Origin of the sequence: Streptomyces sp. SID1328 (assembly GCF_009865595.1) — a bacterium.
GTDB lineage: Bacteria > Actinomycetota > Actinomycetes > Streptomycetales > Streptomycetaceae > Streptomyces > Streptomyces griseoluteus.
Genome location: NZ_WWKH01000502.1, coordinates 1 through 23,501 on the forward strand (window position 1 = coordinate 1; position 23,501 = coordinate 23,501).

Below are 23,501 nucleotides of genomic sequence, written 5' to 3' on the forward strand. Positions count from 1 at the left end.
CCCTCGCCCTCACCGGTGAGGTTGTCGCCGGTGTGCTCGACCGAGCCGTCGGGGCTCTTGAGGTTGTTGAAGAAGACGAAGTTCTGGTCGCTGCCCACCTTGCCGGCGTTGTTCAGCAGCAGTGCGCTGGCATCGAGGTCGAAGTCGGTGCCGGTCGTGGTGCGCACGTCCCAGCCCAGACCGACGATGACGGCGGTCAGGCCGGGAGCCTCCTTGGTCAGCGAGACGTTGCCACCCTTGCTGAGGCTGACTCCCACGGGTCCTCCATGTGGTGTCCAGGGGCCGACAGCCCCGTAGTGCATCGGATATGGGATCAACGTGCCGATCCTAGTGACGGGTTCCCGCGGCGCGGGGGGCCCTCACAGGGTGTCGAGCGCCTTCACGTAGTCCGTCAGGTCGCGGGCGTCGGGCAGGCCGTTGACGACGGTCCAGCGCACGGTGCCCGTCTTGTCCAGGATGAAGGTGCCGCGCACGGCGCACCCCTTGTCCTCGTCGAAGACGCCGTAGGCGCGGCTGACGTTGCCGTGCGGCCAGAAGTCGCTGAGCAGCGGGTACTCCAGGCCCTCCTGCTCACCGAAGACGCGCAGGGTGTGCATGGAGTCGTTGGAGACGGCGAGCAACTGGGTGTCGCGGTCGGTGAACTGCGGAAGGTTGTCACGCAGTTCGCAGAGCTCACCGGTGCAGACGCCGGTGAAGGCGAAGGGGTAGAAGAGCAGCACCACGTTCTTCTCGCCCCGGAAGTCGGAGAGCCGCACGGTGCGGCCGTGGTTGTCCTTGAGTTCGAAGTCGGGTGCCTCGTCGCCGACCTGGAGCGCCATCGTCCTGCATCCCTTCGCTGAGCCGTACGGGTGAGCGCGGGTCACTCGCCCGGTCCCACCCTACGCAGCGATCACGCCGGGACCGCCGGGCGGACCGGGGAGTCCCGGCCCGCTCGGCGCGGCGATGACGCGTTCTTTCTAACGCTTGCCGGACTTGGCGGCCTTCGGCGTCGCCAGACGCGAGCCGCTCCAGTCCTTGCCGACGCTGACGCTCTTCGAAGCGGTCAGCCCTGCGGTGGTTGCGGCCTCCGAGATGTCGCTCGGCTCCACGTACCCCGTACGGCCGGTCTTCGGCGTCAGAAGCAGGATGGCGCCGCCCTCTTCGATGTACGTGGTGGCATCCACCAGTACATCGGTGAGGTCTCCGTCGTCATCACGGAACCACAGCACAACGGCGTCGGCCACGTCGTCGTATTCCTCGTCCATCAGGTCGCCTTCGACGGCTTCCTCGATGGCCTCGCGGAGCTCCTGATCGACGTCCTCGTCGTAGCCGATCTCCTGGACCACCTGTCCGGGCTGGAACCCCAGCCTGGCGGCAGGGTTCGTCCGCTCCTCCGCGTGGTCCGCGGTCGCGCTCACGGGTTGCCTCCTGATCATGTCTTGGTGAATATCTGAGCCACGCGCGTGCGCGAAGCATTGGCCGTAGTCCACACGGGCGGGACGGATCGCGCAAGTACCCGGCCCTCCTGACCGCCGAAACGGTGACGTTCCGGGCCGCTTCGCCGCCACTCCTGGCACCGTATCCCGTTTCCCCGGGAACCACATCACACCGATGTGCCCCGTATGCGCACTTCGGAATCATCCGTCGATACGCCCATCGAACAACTTTGCCATGCCCGTCACACCGCGGGCGTATCGTGTCGTTTTGACCTGGCGGCGATCCGGGTGGCCGACCGGGTGGCGCGCCGGGGGCGCGGGGGAACGAAGAGAACCAGTGGATGACGTACCACGTTCCCCAGGTACACGATGGGGAACGGTGTAGGCAGGTCCCTCCGACAGGTAAGGAACAGCGTGGCTTCCGGTTCCGATCGCAATCCGATCATCATTGGCGGCCTTCCGAGTCAGGTTCCTGACTTCGATCCCGAGGAAACGCAGGAGTGGCTCGACTCCCTCGACGCCGCCGTGGACGAGCGTGGCCGGGAGCGGGCCAGGTATCTCATGCTGCGGCTGATCGAACGGGCCCGCGAGAAGCGCGTGGCCGTGCCCGAGATGCGCAGCACGGACTACGTCAACACGATCCCCACCAAGAGCGAGCCGTTCTTCCCCGGCAACGAGGAGATCGAGCGCCGCATCCTCAACGCCACCCGCTGGAACGCGGCCGTGATGGTCTCGCGGGCCCAGCGCCCCGGCATCGGCGTCGGCGGCCACATCGCCACCTTCGCCTCCTCCGCGTCCCTCTACGACGTGGGCTTCAACCACTTCTTCCGGGGCAAGGACGGCGGGGACGGCGGCGACCAGGTCTTCTTCCAGGGTCACGCCTCGCCCGGCATCTACGCCCGCGCGTACCTGCTGGACCGGCTCACGGAGAACCAGCTCGACGGGTTCCGCCAGGAGCACTCCAAGTTCCCCGACGGGCTGTCCAGCTACCCCCACCCGCGCTCGATGCCGGACTTCTGGGAGTTCCCGACCGTCTCGATGGGCCTCGGTCCGCTCGGCGCCATCTACCAGGCGCGGATGAACCGGTACATGGAGGCGCGCGGCATCGCCGACACCTCGGCCTCGCACGTGTGGGCGTTCCTCGGCGACGGCGAGATGGACGAGCCGGAGTCCCTGGGCCAGCTCTCCATCGCCGCCCGCGAGGGGCTCGACAACCTGACCTTCGTGGTCAACTGCAACCTCCAGCGCCTCGACGGCCCGGTGCGCGGCAACGGCAAGATCATCCAGGAGCTGGAGTCGCAGTTCCGGGGCGCCGGCTGGAACGTGATCAAGCTGGTGTGGGACCGGACCTGGGACCCGCTGCTGGCCCAGGACCGGGACGGCGTGTTGGTCAACCGGATGAACACCACCCCGGACGGCCAGTTCCAGACGTACGCCACCGAGTCCGGCGCCTACATCCGGGACCACTTCTTCGGTGACGACCACCGGCTGCGCGCCATGGTCGAGAACATGACCGACGACCAGATCCTGCACCTGGGCCGCGGCGGCCACGACCACCGCAAGATCTACGCGGCGTTCAAGGCGGCCAAGGAGCACAAGGGCCAGCCGACGGTCATCCTGGCCAAGACGGTCAAGGGCTGGACGCTGGGCCCCAACTTCGAGGGCCGCAACGCCACCCACCAGATGAAGAAGCTGACGGTCGACGACCTCAAGCGCTTCCGCGACCGGCTCCACCTGCCGATCTCCGACAAGGAGTTGGAGTCCGGCGCCCCGCCGTACTACCACCCCGGCCGGGACTCGGAGGAGATGCAGTACATGCACGACCGGCGCAAGTCGCTCGGGGGCTACGTGCCCACGCGCGTCGTGCGCTCCGAGCCGCTCGCCCTGCCCGACGAGAAGGCGTACGCGAGTGTGAAGAAGGGGTCGGGCCAGCAGTCCATCGCCACCACCATGGCGTTTGTGCGGCTGCTGAAGGACCTCATGCGGGACAAGGAGATCGGCAAGCGGTTCGTGCTGATCGCGCCGGACGAGTACCGCACCTTCGGTATGGACTCGTTCTTCCCGAGCGCGAAGATCTACAACCCGCTCGGCCAGCAGTACGAGTCGGTGGACCGGGAGCTGCTGCTCGCCTACAAGGAGTCCCCCACCGGCCAGATGCTGCACGACGGCATCTCCGAGGCGGGCTGCACGGCCTCCCTGATCGCGGCCGGCTCGGCCTACGCCACCCACGGCGAGCCGCTGATCCCGGTGTACGTCTTCTACTCGATGTTCGGTTTCCAGCGCACCGGCGACCAGTTCTGGCAGATGGCCGACCAGCTCTCGCGCGGTTTCGTCCTGGGCGCGACCGCCGGCCGCACGACCCTGACCGGTGAGGGCCTGCAGCACGCGGACGGCCACTCCCAGCTCCTCGCCTCCACCAACCCGGCCTGCGTGGCCTACGACCCGGCGTACGGGTACGAGATCGCGCACATCGTCCAGGACGGGCTGCGGCGGATGTACGGCGGGGACGAGGAACACCCGCACGGCGAGGACGTCTTCTACTACCTCACCGTCTACAACGAGCCGATCCAGCATCCGGCCGAGCCGGCCGACGTGGACGTGGAGGGCATCCTCAAGGGCGTCCACCGCTTGAGGGCGGGCTCCGGCGGGTCGGTCCCGGCGCAGATCATGGCGTCCGGTGTCGCGGTGCCGTGGGCGCTGGAGGCGCAGCAGATCCTCGCCGACGAGTGGGACGTCCGGGCGGACGTCTGGTCGGCGACCTCCTGGAGCGAGCTGCGCCGGGAGGCGGTGGCCTGCGAGGAGCACAACATGCTGCATCCCGAGGAGGAGCAGCGGGTGCCGTTCGTGACGCGCAAGCTCGGCGCGGCCGAGGGGCCGTTCGTGGCGGTGTCCGACTGGATGCGGTCGGTGCCGGATCAGATCGCGCGGTGGGTGCCGGGGCCTTACCAGTCGCTCGGCGCGGACGGGTTCGGGTTCGCGGATACGCGCGGGGCGGCTCGGCGGTTCTTCCACATCGACGCGCAGTCGATCGTGGTGGCCGTGCTGACGGAGCTGGCGAAGGAGGGGAAGGTGGACCGGTCCGTGCTGAAGCAGGCCATCGACCGGTACCGGTTGCTCGATGTGAAGGCAGCGGCGCCCGGCGCTGCCGGGGGAGACGCGTAGCGCTGCGCGGCTTGGGCGTGGCCGCGCGATCACCGTTCTTGCTTCGGTGATCGCGCGGCTGCGGGTCCGTCGTGGCTGGTCGCGCAGTTCCCCGCGCCCCCATAAGCCACCAAGCACCCAGTCTCAGATGTGGCCCACCCCTGCGCCCGCCTCGGCGTTCACGCCCCGGCGGGTCAGGAGGGCCACCAGGATGGCGACCGCCGCCACGCCCGCCGCCACCAGTGAGGCGAGGCTCATGCCGGAGATGAAGGTGTCGTGGGCGACGTCGGTGACCTTGGCGATGATCGCCGGGGGCATCTGCTTCGTGACCGGGGCGACGCCCACCTGGACGGCCTGGGACGCCTGGTCGAGCTGAGCGGGGGTCAGCGGGGGCAGGCCCGCGCCGGTCCAGTTGCCGGGGAGGTCGTTGTCGACCTTGGAGGCCATGACGGCGCCCAGTACGGCGGTGCCGAGGCTGCCGCCGATCTGCATGGCCGCCTGCTGGAGACCGCCCGCGACACCGGAGAGGGCCATCGGGGCGTTGCCGACGATGACCTCGGTGGCGCCGACCATGACCGGGGCGAGGCCGAGGCCGAGCAGGGCGAACCAGATCGACATGGTCGCGCTGCCGGTGTCCGCCTTCAGGGTGGACATGCCGTACATGGCGACCGCGGTGAGCGTCATGCCGCCCGCCAGCGGGAGGCGCGGGCCCAGCTTGGTGATGGCGAAGCCGGCCAGCGGGGAGCCGACGATCATCATGCCGGTGAGCGGGAGCAGGTGCAGGCCGGCGTCGACCGGGCTGAGACCGTGCACGTTCTGGAGGTAGAAGGTCACGAAGAACAGGCCGCCCATGAAGGCGATGGCCATCATCACCATCAGCACCACGCCCGCCGACAGCGGGACCGAGCGGAACAGGGTGAGCGGGATCAGCGGTTCCGCGACCCGCGTCTCCCACCAGGCGAAGACCACGAAGAGCAGCGCCGAGGCGCCGATGAAGCCCCAGGTGCGGCCGTCGCCCCAGCCCCAGGTAGGGGCCTTGATCAGCGCCCAGACCAGGCAGAACATGGCGCCGGACAGCAGCGCGATGCCGAGCAGGTCGAAGGAGCGCGGGGCGTTCTCCGCGCGGTGGTCGAGCAGGATCAGCGTGCCGAGCAGCAGGGCGAGCAGGCCGACGGGCACGTTGATGAAGAACACCGACTGCCAGTTGACGTGCTGCACCAGCACACCGCCGAGGATCGGGCCGCCCGCGGTGGAGGCGCCGATGACCATGCCCCAGATGCCGATCGCCATGTTGAGCTTCTCGGCCGGGAAGGTGGCCCGCAGCAGGCCGAGCGCGGCCGGCATCAGCAGGGCGCCGAACAGCCCCTGGAGGACCCGGAAGGTGACGACCATCGGGATGCTGTCGGACAGCCCGATGGCGCCGGAGGCCAGCGCGAAGCCGGTCACGCCGATGAGGAAGGTCTGCCGGTGTCCGAATCGGTCACCGAGCTTGCCCGCGGTGATCAGGGCGACCGCGAGGGCGAGGAAGTAGGCGTTGGTGATCCACTGCACGTCGGAGAAGCTCGCGTGCAGGTCCTTGGCGATGGCGGGGTTGGCGATGGCCACGATGGTGCCGTCCAGGGCCACCATCATGACGCCCACGGCGACGGTGATCAGGGTGAACCAGGGGTGCCCGCGCAGTCCCGAGGAGGGCCGCGGCGACGCATCGGTGGGTGACCCGTCCTCCGGTCCCGTCTTGTCGATGGTGGTCTGACTAGTCATGTAATGAGGCTAGTGACAGTCGCTGACACTTGACAAACGCATTCACACGTCAGCGGCTGACATATGACCAGTGTTCACCCGACCGCATACCCTGATCAGGAAGGACGTACAGGGAGAGGCCATGGAGACGCTGCGCGAGCGCAAGAAGCGGCGTACCCGCGAGGCGCTGGTGCGCGCCGCCCTCGAACTGTTCACCACCCAGGGGTACGAGCGCACGACGGTCGACGAGATCGCCGAGGCCGTCGACGTCTCGCAGCGCACCTTCTTCCGCTACTTCGCGGGCAAGGAGGACGCGGCCTTCGCCGTGCAGGAGATGACGGAGGCCCACTTCGTCGCCGCCGTCCGCGCCCGGCCGCCGCACGAGCCGCCGATGGAGGCGCTCAGGCAGGCCGTGCTGGAGGGCTGGGACGACATACGGGAGACCGTGGAGTCGGTCGTACCGGTCGAGCTGTATCTGCGGATGTACCGCATGATCGAGTCCACGCCCGCGCTGCTCGCCGCGCATCTGCGCCGGTCGGCGGCGACCGAGCAGACCATCGCCGGGCTGCTCGCGGAGCGTGAGGGTGTCGACGTGGACGCCGACCCCCGGCCGCGGCTCGCGGTGGCGGTGTTCGCCGGGGTGATCCGGGTCACCGAGCGGCAGTGGAGCACCGGGGACGACTTCAGCCTGGCGGCCATCCGGGGGCTCACGGCGGCGTACCTCGATCAGGTGGGCCCGGCGCTCACGGGGAACTGGCGCGCGGCCTGAAATCGTTGGCGGAACCGACGAGATCGTTTAGAAAGATCGTTCGTGTCCCGGTCCCCGGCGCACGAAACGTGATCCCCGCCACTCGATTGACCCGAGACCCTTCCGTTCTCCTAGTGTGTCCCCCCAGTGACTTCCTTCGGCATTTCCCCCCAGCTCAGCGTTTGGCGCGCCCTGCTCGCCCTGGCCGTCGTGTTCGTGATGCTCGCGACCACCGGCTGGACGGCGCAGCACACCCACCGTGAGTCGACCGCGCTGCGGTCGTCCCTGTCCGCGTGGGTGCGCGACAGCGTGCACGGCAAGCCCCTGCCGGACCCGGCGAAGACCGCCCCGGCGAAGCTGGCCCGCTTCTTCGGCTCGCTCACCCCGTACGACCGCCACGACCTGGCGACGCGCTACCCGCTGGCGGTCGGCAACATGAACGGCGCCCCCGTGTCGCTGCGCTACGAGGCCAACCGGGTGGCGCTGGAGCGGGAGCGGGACGTGGAGTCGCGCCGCGTGCACGACAACCGGCTCAGTACCGCCGGCCAGCAGGACGCGGCCCGCCGGATGCACCGGTACGAGGCGCTGATGCGGCCCGAGCGGCACATCCTCGCCTTCGACCCCGAGGATTCGGGCCGGATCGCCGAGGTCTTCGGCGACCTGCGCCGGGCCCAGCGGATCTCCGTGGTGGTGCCCGGTGTCGACACCGACCTGCTGACCTTCGAGAAGTCCTACCGCCCCTACAGCGCCCCGGTCGGCATGGCCAAGTCGCTGTACTCCGCCGAGCGGCAGGCCGCGCCCGCCACCCGTACCGCCGTGATCGCCTGGGCCGACTACACCGCGCCGGCCGGGCTCGGGGTGGACGCGGCGACCGCGATGCGCGCGGTGGACGGCGCCGTCCGGCTGAACGCGCTGCTGCGCGCGCTGCCCGGCCGGGCCGAGGTGTCGATGTTCTGCCACAGCTACGGCTCGGTGGTCTGCGGGGTCGCCGCCCCCGGCATGCCCCGCCGGGTCAGCGACATCGCGGTGGCCGCGAGCCCCGGCATGCGGGCGGCCAGCGCCGCCCATCTGAACCGCACCGCGCGGGTGTGGGCGATGCGGGACGCCACCGACTGGGTGCAGGACGTGCCGTATCTGGAGGTCGGCGGGCTCGGGCACGGCGCCGACCCGGTGTCCCGCGCCTTCGGCGCGCGGGTGCTGTCCTCGCGCGACGCGCAGGGCCACGCCGGTTATTTCCAGCCGGGCACGGACAGCCTGCGCAACCTCGCCGCGGTCGGCGTGGGGGCGTACGGCTCGGTGACGTGCGCCCGCGCGGACGAGGCGTGCCGGGCCGACGTGCCGGACGCGCCCGCCGCGGGACGCGCGTAGAAACAGCAGGAAGTGCGGTCCGCGCGGGTGGCGACGGAGGGACAAGTGCCGCATACGATGAGCCGCATGGGTGACGTACTGGCGGGTTTTCATGCCGTCTGGGAGTTCGACTCAGACTCCGTGCTCATCCGGTACGAACGGGGGATACGCACACCGAAACTCTTCCAGGCGCTCGGTGAACGCCGGGTGCCGCTCGCCGCGCTGGAGGGCGTGAGCCTGGCCGAGGGCAGACGGGGCACCGTCGTACTGCGCCTTCACCCGCGCGCCGGAGCCGACCCGCTGCTGGAGGCCGCGGCCGGCCAGCTTCCCGAGGGCCTGGACCCGTACCGGCTGGTCCTGCCGGCCGAGCGGGAGACGCTGGCCGAGTACTACGCCGACGAGCTGAAGGCCGCGCTGACCGGGTCCGGTCCCGCCGACCGGTATCTGATCGGCGCCCCAGAAGCACCGCTCCGCTTCAAGGCGTACGACGGCAAGGCGTCCTTCGACGGGACCTCGGTGCGTTTCCGCTGGTCGTGGACGGGGGCGTCGTCGGCGAAGTGGAAGGCGGGCGACCAGAGGTTCGCGGTCGCGGACCTCGGCGGGGTGGAGTGGCGCTCACCGGAGGCTTTCGAGGGGTATCTGCGGCTGCTGCCGAACGACCCCGCGGGCGCCGCCGACCCGGTACCGCCGGACCAGGACGCGGCGACCGTCGTCTTCGGGCTCGGCTACGGGCAGGTGCACGAGTCGCTGCCGTTCGCGGCGGCCGTCCTCGCGGCGGTACGGACGAGAGGCGCCGTCCCCGCGGTCCCGGCCGCGCCCCGGCGGGACCCGGCCGACATCGCGGAGCGCATCCGCCACCTGGGCGAGCTGCACCAGGCCGGTCTGGTGACCGACGAGGAGTTCTCCGCGAAGAAGGCCGAACTGCTGACGGAGCTGTAGTGGCTGGGGGCTGTCGATCAGGCCGGGCTCGCGGCGTCCGGCCTGATCGACAAGACACTCCTACCGCTCCCGGCCCGCCGAGGTGAACGTCATGTCGGCGTACCGGTCCCCCGCGACGCGGGCGGCGACCGGCTCCAGCAGGGCCAGCTCCTCCTCGGTGAGGACCAGGTGCGCGGCGCCGGCGTTCTCGGTGACGCGCTCCGCCTTGCGGGTGCCCGGGATCGGCACCACCGGGAGGCCGTGCACCGCCGCGCGCTGGTGCACCCAGGCCAGCGCGACCTGGCCGAGGGTCGCGCCGTGCGCCTCGGCGACCCGGCGCACCGGCTCCAGCAGGGCCGCGTTGGCGGTCGCGTTGTCACCGGTGAAGCGCGGCTGGGAGCGGCGGAAGTCGCCCTCGGTCAGCTCCTTTGCGGCGTCCGTGAAGGCGCCGGTGAGGAAGCCCCGGCCCAGCGGGGAGTAGGGCACCAGGCCGACGCCCAGCTCGCGGGCGGCCGGGACCACCTGCGCCTCGATGTCCCGGCTGAACAGGGACCACTCGGACTGCACGGCGGCGATGGGGTGGACGGCGTGCGCGGTGCGCAGTTCCCCCGCGGTGACCTCGCTCAGCCCCAGGTGCTTGACCTTGCCCTCGCGCACCAGGTCGGCCATGACGCCGACAGTCTCCTCCAGGGGGACGTTCACATCGCGGCGGTGCATGTAATAGAGGTCGATCACGTCGACGTCGAGCCGCTCGAGGCTGTCCTCGACGGCCTGGCGGATGTAGGGGGCGTCGTTGCGGATGATCCGCCTGCTCGGGTCGTCCGGCGGGATGGACAGCGCGAACTTGGTGGCGATGACCACCTCGTCGCGGTGGGCCTTGAAGAAGGGGGCGAGGAACCGCTCGTTGTCCCCGGCGCCGTAGGCGTCCGCCGTGTCGTACAGCGTCACGCCCAGGTCGAAGGCGCGCTCCAGCGCGGCCCGCGACTGCCCGGCGTCGGCCGGGCCGTAGCCGAAGCTCATGCCCATGCAGCCGAGGCCCTGCACGCCGGTCTCCGGACCGGTCTCGCCCAGGCGTACGGACGGCATCGTGCGGTCGGTCATCGGGGGGTCCCCTCCGTGGCGTAAAAACCGATCTTCAGGTCGAGCACGGCGAGCGTGTCGCGCAGCTCGTCGATCCGGGCGAGCACGTCCCGGCGGGTCGACTCCAGCAGCTCGCGCCGCTCGTCGTAGGTGCTCTCGCCCTGCCGCACCAGCTCGGCGTACCGGACCATGTCGGCGACCGGCATGCCGGTGAGCCGCAGCTTGGTGACGAAGACCAGCCAGTCCAGGTCGCGGTTGGTGTAGCGGCGCTGGCCGGTGTGCGAGCGGTCGACGTGCGGCATCAGGCCGATCCGCTCGTACCAGCGCAGGGTGTGCGCGGTCAGTCCGGTGAAGGCGACGACCTCACTGATCGTGTACCGGTCCTGCCCGTCGGGCCGGGGATGGCGCGGCGGGGGACCGGAACAGATGTCCTGGCCGGCCGCCACCCCTTGCATGGTCTGCATCACCGTCATGCCCTCAACGCTATGACCTTCGAGCGCACTCCAAGCAAGCGGTGTCCGGCAGAAATGGCCAGGACGGGAACCGGAGCCGGACGCTAGCGTGCCGCGCATGACTCTCGTACGCCGGGCGCTGCCCGGGGACGCGCCGGAAGTGCTGCGCCTGCGCCAGGTGATGCTCGACTCCCTCTCCGGGGGCGGTGACGCGGGGACCTGGCACGCGGAGTCCCTGCCGGCCCTGCGCGCCCGGCTGGCCGACCCGGAAGGGACCTTCGCCGCCTTCGTGGTGGACCACCCGGACCGGCCGGGGGCACTGGCCGCGCTCGCCGTGGGGACGGCCGAGTACCGGATCGGGCGCGAGTCCAATCCGCAGGGCGTGGTCGGCTTCGTGTTCAGCGTGGCCACCGATCCCGGTACCCGGCGCCGGGGGTACGCCCGTGCGTGCATGGACGGGCTGCTGGCCTGGTTCCGCGAGCGGGGCGCCCGGCAGATCCAGCTCACCGCCTCCGCCGACGCCCGCCCGCTGTACGAGGCGCTGGGGTTCAAGCCGAAGCCGGACCCCTTGATGGAGCTGCGGGTGTGAGCCGCATAGGCTCGCCGGTATGTCGTTGCAGAGCCTGGCGCTGATCGAGAACTGGCCCGTCCCCACCGCCGCCGCGGGGGTGGTACGGGCCGACGGGACCGTACTGGGGACGCACGGCCCGGTTGACCACCGCTTCCCGCTGGCCTCGGTGACCAAGCCGCTGGCCGCCTACGCGGCGCTGGTCGCGTACGAGGAGGGTGCCGTCGAGCTGGACGAGCCCGCCGGGCCGCCCGGGGCCACGGTCCGCCATCTGCTGGCGCACACCTCCGGGCTGGCCTTCGACGAGCACCGCACGATGTCGGCGCCCGGCGAGCGGCGGCTGTACTCCAACGCCGGGTTCGAGCAGCTCGGCGATCACATCGCCAAGGCCACCGACATTCCCTTCGCCGAGTATCTGCGCCAGGCGGTGCTGGAGCCGCTGGGCATGACGTCGACCTCGCTGGAGGGCTCGCCCGCCAAGGACGGCGTCTCCACGGTGGCGGACCTGCTGCGCTTCGCGGCGGAACTCCAGGCACCGCGCCTGCTGGATCCCAGGACGGTCGCGGAGGCGATGACCGTGCAGTATCCGGGTACCAAGGGCGTACTACCGGGATACGGGCACCAGAACCCCAACGACTGGGGCCTCGGCTTCGAGATCCGGGGCGCCAAGTCCCCGCACTGGACCGGAAGTTCGTCCTCCCCGCGCACCTTCGGCCACTTCGGCCAGTCCGGCACCTTCCTGTGGACCGACCCGGACGCCCGGGTGGCCGCCGTCGCCCTGACCGACCGCGCCTTCGGGCCCTGGGCGATCGAGGCGTGGCCGGTGTTCACGGACGCGGTGCTGACGGAAGTCGGCTGACCCCTAGGGACCCATCTCCCACACCAGCAGCTCCGCCGGCGTCACCCCCACCGCCGCCAGCCCCTCGGCGTCGGTGATCCGGGCCGAGTCGCCGGGGCCCAGCGTCTCCCCCGCCAGGCCGGCCTCGCCGCGCACCACGTGGACGTAGAGGTGCGCGGCGTCCGGCATCGCCGTCCGCTCCCCCGCCGCCAGCCGACGCACGTGCAGCATCGCGCCGGCGCCGGGCAGGGCGTACGGCGTGGAGTCGGCGATGCCCGGCACCACCTCGTACGACGGCTCCCCGCCGGGCTTCAGCGGGGCCAGCCACATCTGCACGAAGGTCAGCGGGACCGTGCCGTCGTTCCGCTCGACGTGCCGGACGCCCGCGGCCGCGCTGAGGTGCTGTACGTCACCGGGGCGGACCACGCTCTCGTGGCCGGCCGAGTCCCGGTGGGTCAGCTCGCCCTCGACGACCCAGGTGACGATCTCGGTGTGGCTGTGGGGGTGCTCGTCGAACCCGGCGCCGGGGGCGAGCCGTTCCTCGTTGCAGGCGATCACCGCGCCGAAGCGCAGGTTCGCGGGGTCGTAGTGCGGCCCGAAGGACAGGGCGTGCCGGGAGTCGATGCCCGCCTCCGGGTCTCCTCCGTGGTAACGCTCAGCGGCGCGCCGTACCTCGATCACGCCCCCACGGTAGTGCGCGCGGCGCCCGTGCCGCAGGCAAGTACCGGCCGGTGCCGAGGCGTGAGACGGACCCGGCGGCACATGCGCGCGTCCCGATAAGGCAGTCTTGTCCACGTGCCCGAACCCGAATCCCACCACAGCGACCCCGCGGTACACGCCGTCCACCCGCACACCGCGACCCTGCGGCGGCTGGAGAAGTCCTCCGGCACTCTCGCCGCACAGGCCATCGCGCGGATGGACGACACCCTGCCGTGGTACCGGGCCATGCCCCCGGAGAACCGGTCCTGGATCGGGCTCGTGGCGCAGGCCGGCATCGCCGCCTTCACCGAGTGGTTCCGGCACCCCGAGGCGCCCCAGGCCATCTCGACCGACGTCTTCGGCACCGCGCCCCGTGAGCTGACCCGCGCGATCACGCTGCGCCAGACCGTGGAGATGGTGCGCACCACCATCGAGGTCATGGAGAGCGCCATCGACGAGGTGGCCGCGCCCGGCGACGAGCGCGTGCTCCGCGAGGCGCTGCTGGTCTACGCCCGCGAGATCGCCTTCGCCACCGCCCAGGTCTACGCCCAGGCCGCCGAGGCACGCGGTGCCTGGGACGCCCGGCTGGAGTCGCTGGTGGTGAACGCGGTACTCAGCGGCGAGGCCGACGAGGGGGCGGTGAGCCGGGCGGCGGCGCTCGGCTGGAACTCGCCGGAGCACGTCTGCGTGGTGCTCGGCACCGCTCCGGACGGGGACAGCGAGCTGACCGTGGAGGCGATCCGGCGGGCCGCACGGCACGCCAAGCTCCAGGTGCTCACCGGCGTGCTCGGGGACCGCCTGGTGGTGATCGCCGGGGGCAGCTCGGTGCAGCCGCTGAACGTGGCCAAATCGCTGATCGGGCCGTTCGCGCCGGGACCGGTGGTAGCGGGGCCGGTCATGCACGACCTCCAGGCCGCGACCCGGTCCGCGCAGGCCGCCGCGGCCGGGCTCAAGGCGTGCACCGCCTGGCAGGACGCGCCCCGGCCGGTGCTGGCGGACGACCTGCTTCCGGAGCGCGCCATCGCGGGTGATCCCAGTGCGCGCGAGCAGTTGGTGGAGGAGATCTACAGACCGCTGGAGGAGGCGGGCTCGGCGCTGCTGGAGACCCTGAGTGTCTACCTGGAGCAGGCGAGCAGCCTGGAGGGCGCGGCGAGGATGCTCTTCGTTCACCCGAACACCGTGCGCTACCGGCTCCGACGTGTGACTGACGTCACCGGCTGGTCCCCCTCCGATGTACGATCCGCCTTCACGTTGCGGATCGCCCTGATCCTGGGGCGGCTCACCGACGGGGAGTTCCAGCCCTAGCCTTTTGTCGGGGGCCCACAAAAGCCATCCGAGTTATTCGTCCTTGTCCCCACGGGCGGCTTCGGCCGTCAACAAGAGAGAGTGTGAGAGTGCTCGTACTCGTCGCTCCCGGCCAGGGCGCCCAGACGCCTGGCTTCCTGACCCCCTGGCTCGAACTCCCCGGTGCCGCCGACCGCGTCGCCGCGTGGTCCGACGCCATCGGACTGGACCTCGTCCACTATGGGACCCAGGCCGATGCGGAGGCGATCCGCGACACCGCCGTGGCGCAGCCGCTGCTGGTCGCGGCCGGGCTGCTGTCCGCCGCGGCACTGGGTGACATCGCGCCGGGCGCGGTCGCGGGCCACAGCGTCGGCGAGATCACCGCCGCCGCCTTCGCGGGCGTGCTGGACGACGTCTCCGCCCTGAACCTGGTGCGCAAGCGGGGTCTGGCCATGGCCGACGCCGCCGCGGTCACCGAGACCGGCATGTCGGCGCTGCTCGGCGGCGACCCGGAGGTCTCCGTCGCGCACCTGGAGAAGCTGGGCCTGACCCCGGCCAACATCAACGGCGCCGGCCAGATCGTCGCGGCGGGCACGCTGGAGCAGCTGGCCGCGCTCGCGGAGGACAAGCCGGAGGGCGTCCGCAAGGTCGTCCCGCTGAAGGTGGCCGGTGCCTTCCACACCCGTCACATGGCGCCCGCCGTCGAGACGCTGGCCAAGGCCGCGGCCGAGCTGGCCCCGGCGGACCCGAAGCTGACCTACGTCTCCAACAAGGACGGCCGTACGGTCGCCTCCGGCGCCGAGGTGCTGGAGCGGCTGGTCGGCCAGGTCGCCAACCCGGTCCGCTGGGACCTGTGCATGGAGACCTTCAAGGAACTGGGCGTCACCGCGCTGATCGAGGTGTGCCCCGGCGGCACCCTGACCGGCCTGGCCAAGCGCGCACTGCCCGGTGTACGGACGCTCGCCCTGAAGACCCCCGAGGATCTCGACGCGGCGCGCGCGCTCATCGCCGAGACCGCGACTCCTGCCGCTGACGCGGCGGGCGCCTGACAAGGAGCCCATGCCAATGGCGAAGATCAAGCCCAGCAAGGGCGCCCCGTACGCGCGCATCCTCGGGGTCGGCGGCTACCGGCCGACCCGGGTGGTGCCCAACGAGGTGATCCTGGAGACGATCGACTCCTCCGACGAGTGGATCAGGTCCCGCTCCGGGATCGAGACCCGGCACTGGGCGGGCCCGGACGAGACGGTCGCCGCGATGTCGATCGAGGCGGCGGGCAAGGCGATCGCCGACGCGGGCATCGACGCCGACCGGATCGGCGCCGTGGTGGTCTCCACCGTCTCGCACTTCAGCCAGACCCCGGCCGTGGCCACGGAGATCGCGGACAAGCTGGGGACCGACAAGGCCGCCGCCTTCGACATCTCGGCCGGCTGCGCGGGCTTCGGCTACGGCCTGACCCTCGCCAAGGGCATGGTGGTGGAAGGTTCCGCCGAGTACGTGCTCGTCATCGGCGTGGAGCGGCTCAGCGACCTGACCGACCTGGAGGACCGCGCGACGGCCTTCCTGTTCGGTGACGGCGCGGGCGCGGTCGTGGTCGGCCCGTCCCAGGAGCCCGCCATCGGTCCCACGGTGTGGGGCTCGGAGGGCGACAAGGCCGGCACCATCAAGCAGACCGTCCCGTGGGACCGCTTCCACGCGGGGGACGTCTCCGAACTCCCCCTGGACAGCGCGGGCAACATCAAGTTCCCCGCGATCACGCAGGAGGGCCAGGCGGTCTTCCGCTGGGCCGTGTTCGAGATGGCGAAGGTCGCCCAGCAGGCGCTGGACGCGGCCGGGATCTCCTCGGACGACCTGGACGTCTTCATCCCGCACCAGGCCAATGTGCGGATCATCGACTCGATGGTGAAGACTCTGAAGCTGCCGGAGCACGTCACGGTCGCCCGTGACATCCGTACCACCGGCAACACCTCGGCCGCGTCGATCCCGCTCGCCATGGAGCGGCTTCTGGCGACCGGCGAGGCCAAGAGCGGCGACACGGCGCTCGTCATCGGATTCGGGGCGGGTCTGGTCTACGCCGCCACGGTCGTTACCCTCCCCTAGGCACTCCGTGCCGGGCCGCCCGGTCCGACACGGGGACAAATGCCACCTCACTGTCTGAACATCGAAGAAGGAGAGCGCCTGACATGGCCGCCACCCAGGAAGAGATCGTCGCGGGCCTTGCCGAGATCGTGAACGAGATCGCCGGCATCCCCACCGAGGACGTCCAGCTCGACAAGTCCTTCACGGACGACCTCGACGTCGACTCCCTGTCCATGGTCGAGGTCGTCGTCGCCGCCGAGGAGCGCTTCGACGTGAAGATCCCCGACGAGGACGTCAAGAACCTCAAGACCGTCGGTGACGCCACCGACTACATCCTCAAGCACCAGGCCTGAGTCACCCCTCGGACCTAGCTGCTAGGCCCCGCCACCCGGCGGTGGCGCCGTAGATCCCGCATCTGTTGGAGAAAGAATTCCCGTGAGCCCGACCAATCGCACCGTGGTCGTCACCGGTATCGGCGCAACCACACCGCTGGGTGGCGACGCAGCTTCCACCTGGGAGGCCATGCTGGCCGGCCGGTCCGGCGTCAGCCGCCTGGAGCAGGAGTGGGCGGCCGAGCTGCCGGTCCAGATCGCCGCGCAGATCGCCGTCGAGCCGGGTGAGATCCTCCCCCGGCCGCAGGCCCGCAAGCTGGACCGGTCCGCGCAGTTCGCGCTGATCGCCGCTCAGGAGGCCTGGAAGGACGCCGGTTTCACCGCCAAGGCCGGTGAGGACCAGTCCGTGAACCCCGACCGCCTCGGCGCGGTCATCGCCTCCGGCATCGGTGGCGTGACGACTCTCCTGGACCAGTACGACGTACTGAAGGAGAAGGGCGTACGCCGCGTCTCCCCGCACACCGTGCCGATGCTGATGCCCAACTCCCCGGCGGCCAACGTCGGTATCGAGCTGGGCGCGCGCGCCGGTGTGCACACCCCCGTCTCGGCCTGCGCCTCCGGCGCGGAGGCCATCGGATACGCGATCGAGATGATCCGCAGCGGGCGGGCGGACGTGGTCGTGGCCGGTGGTACCGAGGCCGCCATCCACCCGCTTCCCATCGTCGCCTTCGGCAACATGATGGCGATGTCCAAGAACAACGCCGACCCCGAGGGCGCGTCCCGCCCCTACGACTCGGGCCGTGACGGCTTCGTGCTCGGCGAGGGCGCCGGTGTGATCGTGCTGGAGTCCGAGGAGCACGCCAAGGCGCGCGGTGCCCGGGTCTACGCCGAGGCGATCGGCCAGGGCATCTCGGCCGACGCGCACCACATCACGCAGCCGGAGCCCTCGGGCAACGGCATCGCGCAGGCGCTGCAGAACCTGCTGGACTCGACCGACCTGAAGCCGGCGGAGATCGTGCACGTGAACGCGCACGCGACGTCGACGCCCCAGGGCGACGTGGCCGAGGTCAAGGCGCTGCGGAAGGTCTTCGGCGACGACGTCGACCACATGGCCATCTCCGCGACCAAGTCGATGACGGGTCACCTGCTGGGCGGGGCGGGCGGTATCGAGACCGTCGCGTCCATCCTGGCCCTGGTGAACCGCACGGCCCCGCCGACGATCAACGTCACCGAGCTGGACCCCGAGGTCAACGCGGACGTCGTCGTGGGCGAGCCGCGTCAGCTTCCCGAGGGCCGGATCACGGCGCTGAACGACTCGTTCGGCTTCGGCGGCCACAACGTGGTGCTGGCGTTCCGCACCGTCTGACCCGAAGCACGGAGAAAGGCCCCCACCGACCGGTGGGGGCCTTTCTCGCGTACAGGCGTTACGGCGGGCTCAGACCACCTGGTGGAGCCAGCGGACCGGGGCGCCCTCGCCCGCGTGGCGGAAGGTCTCGAGTTCGTCGTCCCAGGGCTTGCCGAGGAGCTTGGAGAGTTCGGCCTCCAGGTCGCTCTCCTCCTGGCGGCTGCGCTGGAGGGCGGCGCGCAGGCGGTCCTCGGGGATGAGGATGTCGCCGTGGATGCCGGTGACGGCGTGGAAGATGCCGAGGTCGGGGGTGCAACTGTAGCGCTCGCCCTCGGCTGCGGCGGACGGCTCGGCGGTGACCTCGAAGCGGAGCAACTGCCAGCCGCGCAGCGCGGAGGCGAGCTTGGAGGCGGTGGCCGCCTCGCCCTGCCAGGAGAACTCCGAGCGCCAGGTACCGGGCGCGGCGGGCTGCCTGATCCAGTCCAGGCTGACGCGCGTGCCCAGCACCCCGGCGATGGCCCACTCGACATGCGGGCACAGCGCGCGCGGCGCGGAGTGCACGTACAGAACTCCACGTGTCGTCACCGGAACCTCCGGGCTGAGCGGGACATCTTGCGGGCTGGTCGAGCGGCCATGACGCGACGGCCGCGTTGATGGCGAGGCTACCTTGCGGGGATGCAAGGAGTGTGACGTACCGTCGGTCCCGGTGCCAGGAAACCTTCGCCATTCACCCAGGGGGACGCTTGTACGGGGGTGTGCCGTTCCAGCGGAGGTGGACGGGAACCCGCGCACGTTGTGATGGGTGGGCGCACCGGCGGTCGGTGTGCGAAGGAGCGAGGAGACCTGCGGGGATGCGGAAACCAGGCCACCGGGCGCGGGCCGTCCTCGCCGTGCTGACGGCGGCCGTGCTGGCGAGCGGCTGTGACTCCGTCCGGGGCGGCGACGGGGGTACGGGCGTGTCCCGGCCGTCCGCCAGGCCCTCCCCGGTGTGGAACGCGCACCCGGACTCGATCGCGGCGGTGGGCGACTCCATCACCCGCGGCTTCGACGCCTGCCAGGTGCTCGCGGACTGCCCGGAGGTGTCCTGGGCGACGGGCGCGGACGCCGCCGTGGACAGCCTGGCCGTACGGCTGCTGGGGCGGCAGGGCGCGGCCGAGCGGGGCTGGAACTACGCGGTGACCGGCGCCCGGATGGCCGACCTGCCCGGTCAGATGGCCGAGGCGGTGCGGCGCCGCCCGGAGCTGGTGACGGTGATGGTGGGCGCCAACGACGCCTGCCGGTCCTCGGTGCCGGCGATGACCCCGGTGGCGGACTTCCGCGCGGACTTCGAGCGCTCGATGGCGACACTGCGCAAGGAGCTGCCGACGACACAGGTGTACGTGGCGAGCGTGCCGAACCTGCTGCGGCTGTGGTCGGAGGGGCGGGCCGACCCGCTGGGCAAGGAGGTGTGGAAGCTGGGCATCTGCCCCTCCATGCTGCGCGGCGCGGACGACCTGACCGAGGCGGCGACGGTGCGCCGGCAGGAGGTCCAGCACCGGGTGGAGGAGTACAACGCGGTGCTGGCCGAGGTGTGCGCGAAGGACGAGCGCTGCCGCTCCGACGGCAACGCGGTCTTCGACTACCGCTTCGGCACCGGGCAGTTGAGCCAGTGGGACTGGTTCCACCCGAGCCGGGACGGCCAGGCCCGGCTCGCCGAGATCGCGTACCGGACGGTCACGGAGCACAGACCGTGACCTAAGGTTTCCCACATGGGCGAACTTTTCGGCACACTTTCCGACGGGACCCCGGTGCACCGCTGGACGCTCGAGCGCGGTGGGGTACGGGTCCGGGTGCTGTCGTACGGCGGGATCGTGCAGTCGGCCGAGGTGCCGGACCGGGAGGGGCGCGCGGCGGACGTGGTGCTCGGGTTCCCCTCCGTCCAGGGCTATGTGGACCATCCGGGCCCGTATCTGGGCGCGTTGGTGGGCCGGTACGCCAACCGGATCGCGGGCGGCCGCTTCCCGCTGGACGGACGGACGTACGCGCTGGCCCGCAACAACGGGCCCAACTCCCTGCACGGCGGGGACCGGGGCTTCGACCGGTACGTGTGGGACGCGGAGCCGGTGGAGCACGGGGTACGGCTCAGCCGGGTCAGCCCGCACGGCGAGGAGGGCTTTCCGGGGCGTCTTGAGGTCTCGGCGACGTACACGCTCCAGGAGTCGGGTGCGCTGCGGATCGCCTACGAGGCGGTGACGGACGCGCCGACGGTCGTGAACCTCACCAACCACTCGTACTGGAACCTCGGCGGTTCGGGGCACGCGGGCGGTCATGAGCTGCGGCTGGACGCCTCGCGGTACACGCCGGTGGACGACGGGCTGATCCCGGTGGGCGAGCCCGTGGACGTGACGGACTCGCGCTTCGACTTCCGCGCCTCCCGCAAGGTCGGCTCGGGCTACGACCACAACTACGTGCTGGACAAGGGCGTCACGCCGGCGGCCGAGGAGGTGGCCGAGCTGTACGACCCGGCGTCCGGGCGGGTGCTGACGGTGGCGACGACCGAGCCGGGGCTCCAGCTCTACACCGCCGATCACCTGGGCGCCCCGTTCGCGCCGGGCGAGGGGATCGCGCTGGAGACCCAGCACTTCCCCGACTCCCCGAACCGCCCGGACTTCCCCACCACCCGGCTGGAGCCGGGCGAGGTGTACCGCTCCGCCACGGTGTACGGCTTCGGGACGCGCTGAGCCGCCCCGGACAGCATTCAGCCCCGGTCCGGGTGTCAGGTTCCGGGACCGGGGCTGATGTCGACGGTAATCCGCGCCGGGCGGCCGGTGGCGCCGGATCGGGGGTCCGGGCGGGTTCTCCTACGAACCCTTCACTCCCGTGTCACGACTTCGCCTCCTCGCCCGCCGGGGCGGGCTCAGGCGGTGACCGGCTGGTCGCTCTCCGGCTGCTCCTCGGCGAGGGGTTCGCCGAGGAGGTCGCGGGTCAGCAGGGTGGCACCGGCGACCGCGCCCGGCATCAGGAACACCGCGACGACGGGGACCAGGAAGGCGAGGCCCAGCGGGACGCCGAAACCCCAGGCGAGCATCTTGCGGGAGCGCAGCAGGGCGAGCCGGGCGCGCAGATCGACGTCCCGGCGCTGGAGGGCCACGGAGGTGAGTTCCTCGGTGAGGAAGAACCCGGTGACGAAGAAGCCGAGGACGGGTACGACGGTCTGGCCGACCACGGGGAGAAAGCCGAGCGCGAAGAGCAGGATGCCCCATACGCAGGCCCGTACCAGGATGCGCAGGCTGTCGCGGGCGGAGATCCACAGGTCGCGCCACATCGGCCGGCCGGAGCTGGGCGCGGTCCCGTCGGGCGAGACGTCGGCGTCGGTGCGCTCGGAGAGGCTCTCGTAGAAGGGCTGGCCTATGAGCAGGGTGGCCGCGGTGAAGGTGAGGACGGCCAGCAGCAGGGCGAGGGCGAACAGCACGACGGTGAGGAAACCCCGGAAGAGGCCCTGCCAGGGACCGGACCAGTCGTCGGCGAACGGGGTCGCCCAGGTGACGGCGTCGGAGCCCCACACGCCGAGCGCGACCAGCACCGCCACGTAGAGGACGAGGGTGATCAGGCCGGGCAGCAGGCCGAAGCCGTACTGCCGTCCGTGCTGTGCCACCCACCGCTGGCCGTTGAGGAGATGACGGAACCCCACCCCGAGATCGCGCATGGCGGGGACTTTACCCGCAGCCGTGGGTTTCAGGCGTCGAGCATGCGGCGGAGCAGGTCGCGCAGGGAGGAGCGCTCGGCGGTGGAGAGGCCGGCGAGGGGTTCGCGGGCGAAGTGCAGGCCCTCGCGGAGATCGCGGGCGACCCGCAGGCCCTCCTCGGTGGCGGCGGCGAGCTTGACCCGGCGGTCGGCGCTGTCGGGGCGCCGCTCGACCAGGCCGCGCGACTCCAGGCGGTCCACGATCCCGGTCACGTTGGACGGCTCGCACTTCAGCCGCTGGGCGAGCTTGCGCATGGGCAGCGGCTCCAGGGCGAGGAGGCTGAGCAGACGGGCCTGCGGTCCGGTGAGCGCGTGACTGGCCGCGGCCTCCTCGTAGTCCGCGTAGAAGCGGGCCACGACGTCGCCGATCAGCTCGACGACCTCCATGGTCAGGGGGTCGGCGGAGCGGTGACGCACGATGGGACGCGGCGGCTGGGTGGACATGCCGTCCAGGATACCGGGTTACTTGACATCATAAAATATTTAGGAGCATGGTTGTTTCAGGTACTGAAGTAGTTTGAGGAAGAAGGTCGCCCCAGATGTCCGACTCCCCCGCCCTTCCCGCCGTGAGCCGTGAGTGGCACTTGCTCCGTCGTCCCGTGGGCTGGCCGAAGCCCGAGGACTTCGCGCTCGTCGAGGTCCCGATGCCGGTGCCCGGCGAGGGCCAGGTGCTGGTACGGAACGAATACCTCTCGGTGGACCCGTACATGCGGGGCCGGATGAGTGCCGCGAAGTCCTACTCCGCCCCGTTCGAGCTGGGTGAGCCGATGGAGGGCGGCGCGGTGGGCGTGGTCGTCGCCTCCGACGTCGACGGCATCGAGCCCGGCGACCATCTGCTGCACTTCCTCGGCTGGCGCGAGTACGCGGCGGTGGACGCGAAGCAGGCCGTCAAGGTCGACCCGGACGCCGCGCCGCTCTCCACCTACCTCGGCGTGCTCGGCATGACCGGCCTGACCGCGTACGCCGGTCTGCTGCGCACCGCGGGGTTCAAGGAGGGCGACATCGTCTTCGTCTCCGGCGCGGCCGGCGCGGTGGGCAGCCAGGTCGGCCAGCTCGCCAAGCTCAAGGGCGCCTCGCGGGTCATCGGCTCGGCCGGGTCCGACGAGAAGGTGCGGCTGCTGGTGGACGAGTACGGGTTCGACGCCGCGTTCAACTACAAGGACGGCCCCGTCGACGAGCAGCTCCGCGAGGCCGCGCCGGACGGCATCGACGTGTACTTCGACAACGTCGGCGGCGACCACCTCCAGGCCGCCATCGCCGAGCTGAACCTGCACGGCCGGATCGCCATCTGCGGCGCGATCTCGGTCTACAACAACACCGAGCCCGCCCCCGGCCCGAACAACCTCACCCGCCTGATCCAGACCCGCGGCCGGATCGAGGGCTTCCTGGTCGGCGACCACTACGACCTCCAGCCGGAGTTCGTCCGCGAGGTCGCGCCCCTGGTCGCGTCGGGCAAGCTGAAGTACCGCGAGACGGTCGTGGACGGCATCCAGAACACGCTGGAGGCGTTCCTCGGGGTGCTGCGCGGGGACAACACCGGGAAGATGATCGTCAAGCTCTGACCGGTGTCCTGCGCCGGCTGCCGGTCGTCGGACCTCGCGGAGGCCGCATCCCTGGACGTGGGGTGCGGCCTCCGCCGTGTCTCAGCCCTTCAGCGCCGCCTCGTGCACGGCGGCGGCCAGCCGGTCGTTCTCCGGGGCCGCACCGCCGGGGTAGGCGAAGCGGCGGCGGGTGTAGCCGTAGGCGAGGCCGCTGCGGGGGTCGGCGAACGCCTGCGAGCCGGAAGGCCCGCATC

The 23,501-nt window shown here is 71.1% G+C and carries 24 protein-coding genes and 1 pseudogene; 14 read left to right on the forward strand and 11 right to left on the reverse strand.

The genetic code is table 11. The features are described 5' to 3' along the window. The 3 genes from GT030_RS15740 to GT030_RS15750 all read right to left on the reverse strand — a co-directional run. The coding region (locus tag GT030_RS15740; RefSeq protein WP_161201651.1) for a TerD family protein at positions 1-257 on the reverse strand (257 nt) is incomplete at its 3' end. Between the two features lie 102 nt (positions 258-359). Further along, on the reverse strand, positions 360-818 hold the full coding sequence (locus GT030_RS15745; protein ID WP_086695839.1) for a peroxiredoxin: 459 nt from the start codon (positions 816-818) through the stop codon (positions 360-362). Positions 819-956: 138 nt separating this feature from the next. Beyond that, positions 957-1,397, reverse strand: a complete 441-nt coding sequence (locus tag GT030_RS15750) for a DUF3052 domain-containing protein (RefSeq protein WP_018545328.1) — start codon at positions 1,395-1,397, stop codon at positions 957-959. A gap of 432 nt (positions 1,398-1,829) precedes the next feature. Between GT030_RS15750 and aceE the strand changes: the two genes are divergently transcribed. Further along, positions 1,830-4,577, forward strand: a complete 2,748-nt coding sequence (gene aceE / locus GT030_RS15755; protein ID WP_161201652.1) for a pyruvate dehydrogenase (acetyl-transferring), homodimeric type — start codon at positions 1,830-1,832, stop codon at positions 4,575-4,577. Between the two features lie 123 nt (positions 4,578-4,700). Here aceE and GT030_RS15760 read toward each other — a convergent pair whose 3' ends face one another. Further along, positions 4,701-6,317: an MFS transporter gene (locus GT030_RS15760; protein WP_161201653.1), complete on the reverse strand. Its 1,617-nt coding sequence runs from the start codon at positions 6,315-6,317 to the stop codon at positions 4,701-4,703. Positions 6,318-6,438: 121 nt separating this feature from the next. Between GT030_RS15760 and GT030_RS15765 the strand changes: the two genes are divergently transcribed. The 3 genes from GT030_RS15765 to GT030_RS15775 all read left to right on the forward strand — a co-directional run bounded on the left by GT030_RS15765 (position 6,439) and on the right by GT030_RS15775 (position 9,330). Continuing rightward, positions 6,439-7,065 (forward strand): TetR family transcriptional regulator, encoded by a 627-nt coding sequence (locus GT030_RS15765; RefSeq protein WP_086695842.1) that lies wholly within the window; start codon positions 6,439-6,441, stop codon positions 7,063-7,065. A gap of 126 nt (positions 7,066-7,191) precedes the next feature. Beyond that, entirely contained in the window at positions 7,192-8,412 is a 1,221-nt protein-coding gene (locus GT030_RS15770) for an alpha/beta hydrolase (protein ID WP_161201654.1), read from the forward strand. A gap of 66 nt (positions 8,413-8,478) precedes the next feature. Next, positions 8,479-9,330 (forward strand): DUF4429 domain-containing protein, encoded by an 852-nt coding sequence (locus GT030_RS15775; protein ID WP_161199610.1) that lies wholly within the window; start codon positions 8,479-8,481, stop codon positions 9,328-9,330. 60 nt (positions 9,331-9,390) lie between these two features. On the opposite strand, the gene GT030_RS15780 is transcribed toward GT030_RS15775, so the two are convergent. Together GT030_RS15780 and GT030_RS15785 are read right to left on the reverse strand one after the other, a co-directional pair. Continuing rightward, complete coding sequence (locus GT030_RS15780; RefSeq protein ID WP_161199609.1) at positions 9,391-10,410, reverse strand: aldo/keto reductase; 1,020 nt, start codon at positions 10,408-10,410, stop codon at positions 9,391-9,393. Next, the gene (locus GT030_RS15785; protein WP_161199608.1) at positions 10,407-10,862 is read right to left on the reverse strand and encodes a MerR family transcriptional regulator; all 456 of its coding nucleotides are present in this window, start codon (positions 10,860-10,862) and stop codon (positions 10,407-10,409) included. The genes GT030_RS15780 and GT030_RS15785 overlap by 4 nt, the downstream gene beginning before the upstream one ends. Positions 10,863-10,959: 97 nt before the next feature. On the opposite strand from GT030_RS15785, the gene GT030_RS15790 reads away from it, so the two are divergent. Together GT030_RS15790 and GT030_RS15795 are read left to right on the forward strand one after the other, a co-directional pair. Next, positions 10,960-11,430, forward strand: coding sequence for a GNAT family N-acetyltransferase (locus tag GT030_RS15790; protein ID WP_161199607.1), 471 nt, complete (start codon positions 10,960-10,962; stop codon positions 11,428-11,430). 19 nt (positions 11,431-11,449) lie between these two features. Next, positions 11,450-12,268, forward strand: coding sequence for a serine hydrolase domain-containing protein (locus tag GT030_RS15795; protein WP_161199606.1), 819 nt, complete (start codon positions 11,450-11,452; stop codon positions 12,266-12,268). 3 nt (positions 12,269-12,271) lie between these two features. Here the strand turns inward: GT030_RS15795 and GT030_RS15800 are convergent, their stop codons facing one another. Next, positions 12,272-12,928 carry a pirin family protein gene (locus tag GT030_RS15800; RefSeq protein ID WP_161199605.1) on the reverse strand — a complete coding sequence of 219 codons (657 nt, stop codon included), beginning with the start codon at positions 12,926-12,928 and terminating at the stop codon, positions 12,272-12,274. A 114-nt stretch (positions 12,929-13,042) separates the two neighbouring features. Here GT030_RS15800 and GT030_RS15805 point away from each other — a divergent pair, with 114 nt between their 5' ends. The 5 genes from GT030_RS15805 (at position 13,043) to fabF (ending at position 18,004) form a co-directional block, all read left to right on the forward strand. Then, entirely contained in the window at positions 13,043-14,251 is a 1,209-nt protein-coding gene (locus GT030_RS15805) for a helix-turn-helix domain-containing protein (RefSeq protein ID WP_161199604.1), read from the forward strand. Positions 14,252-14,340: 89 nt separating this feature from the next. Further along, positions 14,341-15,279, forward strand: a complete 939-nt coding sequence (locus GT030_RS15810) for an ACP S-malonyltransferase (RefSeq protein ID WP_161199603.1) — start codon at positions 14,341-14,343, stop codon at positions 15,277-15,279. 16 nt (positions 15,280-15,295) lie between these two features. Further along, positions 15,296-16,327, forward strand: coding sequence for a ketoacyl-ACP synthase III (locus GT030_RS15815; RefSeq protein WP_161199602.1), 1,032 nt, complete (start codon positions 15,296-15,298; stop codon positions 16,325-16,327). A gap of 83 nt (positions 16,328-16,410) precedes the next feature. Beyond that, positions 16,411-16,659, forward strand: a complete 249-nt coding sequence (locus GT030_RS15820) for an acyl carrier protein (RefSeq protein WP_018545314.1) — start codon at positions 16,411-16,413, stop codon at positions 16,657-16,659. A gap of 82 nt (positions 16,660-16,741) precedes the next feature. After that, the gene (gene fabF, locus GT030_RS15825) at positions 16,742-18,004 is read left to right on the forward strand and encodes a beta-ketoacyl-ACP synthase II (RefSeq protein ID WP_161199601.1); all 1,263 of its coding nucleotides are present in this window, start codon (positions 16,742-16,744) and stop codon (positions 18,002-18,004) included. 69 nt (positions 18,005-18,073) lie between these two features. On the opposite strand, the gene GT030_RS15830 is transcribed toward fabF, so the two are convergent. Next, positions 18,074-18,568: a DUF3145 domain-containing protein gene (locus GT030_RS15830; protein WP_161199600.1), complete on the reverse strand. Its 495-nt coding sequence runs from the start codon at positions 18,566-18,568 to the stop codon at positions 18,074-18,076. A gap of 266 nt (positions 18,569-18,834) precedes the next feature. Here GT030_RS15830 and GT030_RS15835 point away from each other — a divergent pair, with 266 nt between their 5' ends. Both GT030_RS15835 and GT030_RS15840 read left to right on the forward strand, forming a co-directional pair. After that, positions 18,835-19,716: an SGNH/GDSL hydrolase family protein gene (locus GT030_RS15835; RefSeq protein ID WP_161199599.1), complete on the forward strand. Its 882-nt coding sequence runs from the start codon at positions 18,835-18,837 to the stop codon at positions 19,714-19,716. Between the two features lie 15 nt (positions 19,717-19,731). After that, the gene (locus GT030_RS15840; protein WP_161199598.1) at positions 19,732-20,703 is read left to right on the forward strand and encodes an aldose epimerase family protein; all 972 of its coding nucleotides are present in this window, start codon (positions 19,732-19,734) and stop codon (positions 20,701-20,703) included. A gap of 176 nt (positions 20,704-20,879) precedes the next feature. On the opposite strand, the gene GT030_RS15845 is transcribed toward GT030_RS15840, so the two are convergent. Further along, positions 20,880-21,668 (reverse strand): EI24 domain-containing protein, encoded by a 789-nt coding sequence (locus tag GT030_RS15845; RefSeq protein WP_161199597.1) that lies wholly within the window; start codon positions 21,666-21,668, stop codon positions 20,880-20,882. Between the two features lie 29 nt (positions 21,669-21,697). Continuing rightward, complete coding sequence (locus GT030_RS15850) at positions 21,698-22,150, reverse strand: MarR family transcriptional regulator (RefSeq protein WP_161199596.1); 453 nt, start codon at positions 22,148-22,150, stop codon at positions 21,698-21,700. A 95-nt stretch (positions 22,151-22,245) separates the two neighbouring features. On the opposite strand from GT030_RS15850, the gene GT030_RS15855 reads away from it, so the two are divergent. Next, positions 22,246-23,268: an NADP-dependent oxidoreductase gene (locus tag GT030_RS15855; RefSeq protein ID WP_161199595.1), complete on the forward strand. Its 1,023-nt coding sequence runs from the start codon at positions 22,246-22,248 to the stop codon at positions 23,266-23,268. Positions 23,269-23,349: 81 nt separating this feature from the next. On the opposite strand, the pseudogene GT030_RS15860 reads toward GT030_RS15855, so the two are convergent. Then, positions 23,350-23,501 (reverse strand): annotated as a pseudogene (locus GT030_RS15860) (EstA family serine hydrolase); the annotation flags it as partial.

What these genes read in the sequence shown, in the direction of transcription:
- GT030_RS15820 (WP_018545314.1), top strand. Translation starts at nt 16,411, where the DNA reads ATGGCCGCCACCCAGGAAGAGATCGTCGCGGGCCTTGCCGAGATCGTG.
- GT030_RS15790 (WP_161199607.1), top strand. Translation starts at nt 10,960, where the DNA reads ATGACTCTCGTACGCCGGGCGCTGCCCGGGGACGCGCCGGAAGTGCTG.
- GT030_RS15765 (WP_086695842.1), top strand. Translation starts at nt 6,439, where the DNA reads ATGGAGACGCTGCGCGAGCGCAAGAAGCGGCGTACCCGCGAGGCGCTG.
- GT030_RS15850 (WP_161199596.1), bottom strand. Translation starts at nt 22,150, where the DNA reads ATGTCCACCCAGCCGCCGCGTCCCATCGTGCGTCACCGCTCCGCCGAC.
- GT030_RS15760 (WP_161201653.1), bottom strand. Translation starts at nt 6,317, where the DNA reads ATGACTAGTCAGACCACCATCGACAAGACGGGACCGGAGGACGGGTCA.
- GT030_RS15815 (WP_161199602.1), top strand. Translation starts at nt 15,296, where the DNA reads ATGGCGAAGATCAAGCCCAGCAAGGGCGCCCCGTACGCGCGCATCCTC.
- GT030_RS15795 (WP_161199606.1), top strand. Translation starts at nt 11,450, where the DNA reads ATGTCGTTGCAGAGCCTGGCGCTGATCGAGAACTGGCCCGTCCCCACC.
- GT030_RS15775 (WP_161199610.1), top strand. Translation starts at nt 8,479, where the DNA reads ATGGGTGACGTACTGGCGGGTTTTCATGCCGTCTGGGAGTTCGACTCA.
- GT030_RS15785 (WP_161199608.1), bottom strand. Translation starts at nt 10,862, where the DNA reads ATGACGGTGATGCAGACCATGCAAGGGGTGGCGGCCGGCCAGGACATC.
- GT030_RS15745 (WP_086695839.1), bottom strand. Translation starts at nt 818, where the DNA reads ATGGCGCTCCAGGTCGGCGACGAGGCACCCGACTTCGAACTCAAGGAC.
- GT030_RS15855 (WP_161199595.1), top strand. Translation starts at nt 22,246, where the DNA reads ATGTCCGACTCCCCCGCCCTTCCCGCCGTGAGCCGTGAGTGGCACTTG.
- GT030_RS15780 (WP_161199609.1), bottom strand. Translation starts at nt 10,410, where the DNA reads ATGACCGACCGCACGATGCCGTCCGTACGCCTGGGCGAGACCGGTCCG.
- GT030_RS15840 (WP_161199598.1), top strand. Translation starts at nt 19,732, where the DNA reads ATGGGCGAACTTTTCGGCACACTTTCCGACGGGACCCCGGTGCACCGC.
- GT030_RS15835 (WP_161199599.1), top strand. Translation starts at nt 18,835, where the DNA reads ATGCGGAAACCAGGCCACCGGGCGCGGGCCGTCCTCGCCGTGCTGACG.
- GT030_RS15845 (WP_161199597.1), bottom strand. Translation starts at nt 21,668, where the DNA reads ATGCGCGATCTCGGGGTGGGGTTCCGTCATCTCCTCAACGGCCAGCGG.